We start from the raw sequence: 5298 nt of genomic DNA, 5'->3' as shown, positions 1-5298 counted from the left end.
GGGTGAGGGCGGGGCCCCGTGCCGTGCGGCACCGGCAAAGATGTTCGGGTGCAGTAGGGCGGGGGTGGGGCGGGCATGGCATGGGGGTGAGCCTCCTCCGTGACATGCGTTATCCCACCCCGCACGAACTCGCCCTGGCCGCCCGTGCGATGGCGGACGAACACCCCGCCCGGGTGCGGCTGCGTCAGGTCGGGGAGTCGCGGGGCGGGCGGCCCCTGTGGGTGCTGTCCGTGGCGGGGCGGGGTGCGGGTGAGGTGCTGGTGGTCGCCGGGGCGCATGCCAACGAGCCCGTCGGCGGGGCGACCGTACTGGAGCTCGCGCGGCGGGTGAGCGGGGGCCCGGGCGATGGGACCGGGTGGCACTTCCTGCTCTGTGCCGATCCCGACGGGGCGGAGCTGCACCGCACCCCCCGCCCGTGCTCCCTCCTCGACTACCACCGGCACTTCTACCGTCCGCCCGGCCCCGAACAGCCCGAGTGGGCGCCGTCGTTGCTGCCCCCGGACCGGCTCCCGCCCGAGACGGTGGCGCTGACCGGGCTCATCGACGAGCTGCGTCCCGTGCTCCAGGTGTCCCTGCACGCCACGGATCTCGGCGGCTCGTGGGTACAGCTCACCCGGGACCTGCCGGGGCTGGCCGAGCCGTTCGGGAAGTCGGCCGCCGAGCTGCGGATCCCGGTGGAGACCGGGGCCTCCGACGCCGCCGGCTGGGCCTCGCCCGGCCCGGGGATCTTCGTGATGCCGGACGCGGGGGTCATGGGCTCGCACTCCGAGGACACGCGGCTGAGCACCTGGTGCCACCGGGCGACCACCACCGCGATCGTGGAGGTGCCCATGTGGGCCTCCGACCTGGTGGACGACCCCGCCCCGCACCCGGACCCCCGGGGCGCCCTGCGGGGGCTGGCCGGGCGGCTGGCCGGGGAGGCGGCACGGGTCGCCGAGCTGCGCGAGGGGGTCGGGGCGGCGGACCCGGACGCCGCCGCGCTGCTGCGGGCGGTGGACTGGACGCTGCGGCTGATCCCGCAGGTCACCGCCGGCTGGACGGGCCCCGGGACGCCCGCCGGGGCGACCACGGCCGCCCTGAGCAGTGTCGACGCCTTCGGGCGGCGCCTGTCGCTGCGCGCCGCCGCGATGCTGCTGCGGGTGGTGCGGGCGCAGGGGCATCCGGCGGAGGCGGCCCTGGACCGGCTGGTGACGGGGTGGTGCGAGGAGTTCTCGGCCCGTTTCCGGGCCCGCCCGGTGCCGGTGGCCACGCAGGTGGAGCACCAGTCCCGGACGGTCCTCGCCGCCCGCCGGTGCGTTCAGACGGGCCAGGCGTAGCGGCGCTTGGCCCGGCCGCCGGCGCCGTCGAGGCGGTCGTAGAAGCGGATCGCGCCCTCGTTCCAGTCCGGGGTCTGCCACTCGACGTGGCCGAGGCCGCGCTCGCGGGCGAGGTCCGCCACGGCCCCCATCAGGGCGGCGCCGAGGCCGTGGCCGCGTGCCTCCTCCGCCAGGTAGAGGCAGTCCATGTGCAGGTAGGGGGACGCGTCCCAGAACCCGAACTCCTCCGAGCAGGCGGCGTATCCCGCCACCGTGCCGTCGGGGGTCTCGGCGAGCAGTACCCAGAGCCGGGCCCCCTCGGCGAACAGCCGGGGCCCGAGGCGTTCGGCGAGGCCGGCCGGCCTGGGGGCCGACTTCTCGTAGGCCACGTGCTCGTGGATGAGCTCGGCGAGCCGGGACATGTCCTGGGGCCGGGCGAAGCGGATGCGTGAGCCGGCGGGGGATTCGGAGCGGTGTGCGGAGGCGTGGTCCATGGGAGGTCATCCTGCCCCCGCCCCCGGGCTCCCGCGCGGCGCGGGGTCCCGGTCCGTCAGCTGCAGTCAGCCGGCCGTCAGGCGGAAGCTCATGCGCCCGAACCCCACCTGGTCCCCGACCCGCACCACGGCCACCCCCGTGACCCGGCGGCCGTTGACGGTGGTGCCGTTGGTGGAGCCGAGGTCCTTGAGCAGCCAGACCCCGTCGCGCAGGCTGAGCTCCGCGTGCGCCCGCGAGACGGTGTCATGGCTGAGGCGCAGCCCGTTGCCCGGGTCGCGGCCGATCCGCAGCGGGCCGGCGGCCGGATGCGGGAGCAGCAGCTTCGGGAGCCGTTCGGCCTGCCAGGCCCGCCGGACCCCCACCGACACGGCCGAGGCCCGCCCCACCCAGCCGAACAGCCGGTGGGTCCACGGGCTTTCGGCGCCGAGCGGGCCCTCACGGGTCTGGAGGTCGGCCAGGAGCACGGCCAGGTCCTCCGAGCGGCGGGCGACCAGCGCGAGTTCCATCCGGCGCATGAAGGTGTCGTGCGACAGCTTCCCGAGGGCCGCACCCTCCCTGAGCTGGCCCAGCGCCCGGTCCCGTTCCGCGTCGGACAGGCGCGGGACGGGGTAGGCGGGGAACTCGAAACTGGACGTCACAGGGTGATTGTCGGCCCGTCGGGTGCGGAGTGTCCAGAACTCCCCCGGCGGTCCCGGAATGATGGGCACGATACGCATGCCACGTCGGCCGAGGACAAGGGGACCGTCCGTGCAGTTCGAGGTGTGGGCACCGCTGACAGGTCGGGTCGCCCTGCGGCTGAACGACACCGACTACGAGATGACGCGCGACCCGGACCCCGGCCGCCCGGGCTGGTGGACCGTCGAGGCCCCGGCGGCCGACGGGGACCGGTACGGGTTCCGGCTCGGCGACGGGACGGCGGTGCGCCCGGACCCGCGCGGGCGGCGGCTGCCGGACGGGACCGACGGGCTCTCCGCCGTGGTCGACTTCGGGCCCCTCACCCCCCGTACCGCGCCCCCGCGCCTCCCGTTGCAGGACGCGGTGCTGTACGAGCTGCACATCGGCACCTTCACCCCCGAGGGCACCTTCGACGCCGCGGCCGCCCGCCTGGGGCACCTGACCTCGCTGGGCGTGACGCACGTGGAGCTGATGCCGGTGTGCCCCTTCCCGGGGCGGCACGGCTGGGGGTACGACGGGGTGGCGCCGTGGGCGGTGCACGAGCCGTACGGGGGGCCGGCGGGGCTGGCCCGGTTCGTGGAGGCGGCGCACGCGGCGGGCCTGGGGGTCGTCCTGGACGTGGTCCACAACCACCTGGGCCCCTCCGGCAACCACCTGCCCGCCTTCGGCCCGTACTTCACCGACACCCACCACACGCCGTGGGGCGCCGCGGTGAACCTGGACGCGCCGGGTTCCGACGAGGTGCGGGCCTACCTGATCGGGAGCGCCCTGGCCTGGCTGCGGGACTACCGGGTCGACGGGCTGCGGCTGGACGCGGTGCACGCGCTGGCCGACGGGCGGGCGCTGACCTTCCTGGAGGAGCTGTCGGCGGCCGTGGACGCGCTGGCCGCCGAGTCGGCGCGGCCGCTGTTCCTGATCGCCGAGTCCGACCAGTGCGACCCGCGCCTGACCACGCCGCGGGCGGCGGGGGGCCTCGGCCTGCACGCGCAGTGGAACGACGACTTCCACCACGCCCTGCACACCGCGCTGACGGGCGAATCCCAGGGCTACTACGCCGACTTCGCCGCCGCCCCACTGGCCGCGGTGGCCAAGACCCTGACCCGGGGCTTCTTCCACGACGGCACCTGGTCCTCCTTCCGGGGCCGCACCCACGGCCGGCCGGTGGACCGCCGCCGCACCCCCGCGCACCGTTTCCTGGGCTACACGCAGACCCACGACCAGGTCGGCAACCGGGCGCTGGGCGACCGGCTGTCCGCCTCGCTGTCCCCCGGGCTGCTGGCCTGCGCGGCAACGCTGGCGCTGACGGGTCCGTTCGTGCCGATGCTGTTCATGGGCGAGGAGTGGGGGGCGGGGACGCCCTGGCAGTACTTCACCGACCACCGCGATCCGGAGCTGGCCGAGGCAGTGCGCAGCGGCCGGCGGCGGGAGTTCGCGGCGCACGGCTGGAAGGCGGAAGAAGTGCCGGATCCGCAGGATCCGGCGACCCGGGACCGCTCCTGCCTGGACTGGGCCGAGCCCGAGCGGGAGTCGCACGCCTGGCTGCTGGAGTGGTACCGGACGCTGATCCGGCTGCGCCGTGCGCAGCCGGACCTGCGCGACCCGGACCTGGCGGCGGTCCGGGTCGCCTTCGACGAGGAGCGGCGGTGGCTGACGTTCCGGCGGGGTGACGTGCGGGTGGTGGTGAACCTGGGGACGGAGTCGGTGACGGTCGCGCTGGGCCGCAACGGGGTGCGGGTGCTGGCGTCGTGGGAGCCGGTGGAGCATCCGGGCCCGGACGGGCGCCTGCACGTGCCGGGCGAGTCGGCGGTGGTGCTGGGGCCTTGAGTCCCCGCCGGAGGGGGGCTATTCGACGATCGCCAGCTCCCGCGGGGCGTTGTTGAGGCGGCGGCCGCCGTCCTCCGTGACGGTGACGATGTCCTCGATGCGGACGCCGAAGCGGCCGGGCAGGTAGACGCCGGGCTCCACGGAGAAGCACATGCCGGGGACGAGGGGCTGTTCCTCGCCCTCGACCATGTACGGCGGCTCGTGCGTGGTGACGCCGATGCCGTGGCCGGTGCGGTGGATGAAGCGGTCGCCGTAGCCGAACTCGGTGATGACGGCGCGGGCGGCGCGGTCGACGTCCTGGCAGGCGGCGCCGGGGCGGACGGCCGCGAAGCCGGCCTGCTGGGCTTCGCGGACGATGTCGTGGACGCGCTGTTCCTCGGCGGTGGGTTCGCCGACGTGCACGGTGCGGGAGATGTCGGAGCCGTACTCGTGCTTGAGGCCGCCGAAGTCGAGGACGACCATGTCGCCGTGCCGGATGACGCGGTCGCCGGCCTCGTGGTGCGGGTTGGCGCCGTTGGGGCCGGAGCCTACGACGGTGAAGTCCACCTGGGAGTGGCCGTGGGCGCGCAGCAGGCCGGCGAGGTCGGCGGCGACGTCGCTCTCGCGGCGGCCGGCGAAGGGGACGTGGAGGATCTGCGCGTAGGGCTCCGGCGGCTGCGAGGCGGGCGAGTTCGCGGTCGTCCTTGACGGCGCGGAGCATGGGCAGGGCCCCGGTGAGCGGGGCGTAGGAGGTGGTGGGCAACTCCTTCTGCAGGCCGAGGAGGTGGAGCGCCCAGGTGTTGTCGCTGACGCCGAAGCGGCCGCCGGCGTCGAGGAGCGGGGCGGTGACGGCGTACGGGTCCTTGCCGTCGGTCCAGTCGCGCAGGGTGAGGGCGCCGGCGCCGGGGGCCTTGGCGGCGTCGGGGGCTTCGAGGGCGGGGACGACGAGGACGGGGTCCCGGCCGGCGGCGAGGACGAGCAGGGTGAGCCGCTCGGTCTCGGCGGTGGGCCGGTATCCGGTGAGGTGGGC

The 5298-nt window shown here is 75.6% G+C and carries 4 protein-coding genes and 1 pseudogene; 2 read left to right on the top strand and 3 right to left on the bottom strand.

Annotation, left to right across the window (positions count from 1 at the left end; translation table 11 throughout):
- The first annotated feature begins 104 nt into the window (after positions 1-104).
- Positions 105-1316 (top strand): M14 family zinc carboxypeptidase, encoded by a 1212-nt coding sequence (locus tag VR44_RS35535; RefSeq protein ID WP_425424560.1) that lies wholly within the window; start codon positions 105-107, stop codon positions 1314-1316.
- On the opposite strand, the gene VR44_RS35530 is transcribed toward VR44_RS35535, so the two are convergent.
- The gene (locus VR44_RS35530) at positions 1298-1789 is read right to left on the bottom strand and encodes a GNAT family N-acetyltransferase (protein ID WP_045951777.1); all 492 of its coding nucleotides are present in this window, start codon (positions 1787-1789) and stop codon (positions 1298-1300) included. The two genes, VR44_RS35535 and VR44_RS35530, sit on opposite strands and share 19 nt — an antisense overlap.
- Before the next feature lie 66 nt (positions 1790-1855).
- The gene (locus VR44_RS35525) at positions 1856-2428 is read right to left on the bottom strand and encodes an FHA domain-containing protein (protein WP_045951776.1); all 573 of its coding nucleotides are present in this window, start codon (positions 2426-2428) and stop codon (positions 1856-1858) included.
- Between the two features lie 109 nt (positions 2429-2537).
- Here VR44_RS35525 and treZ point away from each other — a divergent pair, with 109 nt between their 5' ends.
- Positions 2538-4289: a malto-oligosyltrehalose trehalohydrolase gene (gene treZ, locus VR44_RS35520; protein ID WP_045951775.1), complete on the top strand. Its 1752-nt coding sequence runs from the start codon at positions 2538-2540 to the stop codon at positions 4287-4289.
- An 18-nt stretch (positions 4290-4307) separates the two neighbouring features.
- On the opposite strand, the pseudogene VR44_RS35515 reads toward treZ, so the two are convergent.
- A pseudogene (locus VR44_RS35515) lies at positions 4308-5298 on the bottom strand (M24 family metallopeptidase); the annotation flags it as partial.

Origin of the sequence: Streptomyces katrae (genome assembly GCF_000966975.1) — a bacterium.
GTDB lineage: Bacteria > Actinomycetota > Actinomycetes > Streptomycetales > Streptomycetaceae > Streptomyces > Streptomyces katrae.
Note: the sequence above shows the minus strand (reverse complement) of the source record. Positions and strands in the feature narration are given on the sequence as shown.

What these genes read in the sequence shown, in the direction of transcription:
- VR44_RS35535 (WP_425424560.1), top strand. Translation starts at nt 105, where the DNA reads ATGCGTTATCCCACCCCGCACGAACTCGCCCTGGCCGCCCGTGCGATG.
- VR44_RS35530 (WP_045951777.1), bottom strand. Translation starts at nt 1,789, where the DNA reads ATGGACCACGCCTCCGCACACCGCTCCGAATCCCCCGCCGGCTCACGC.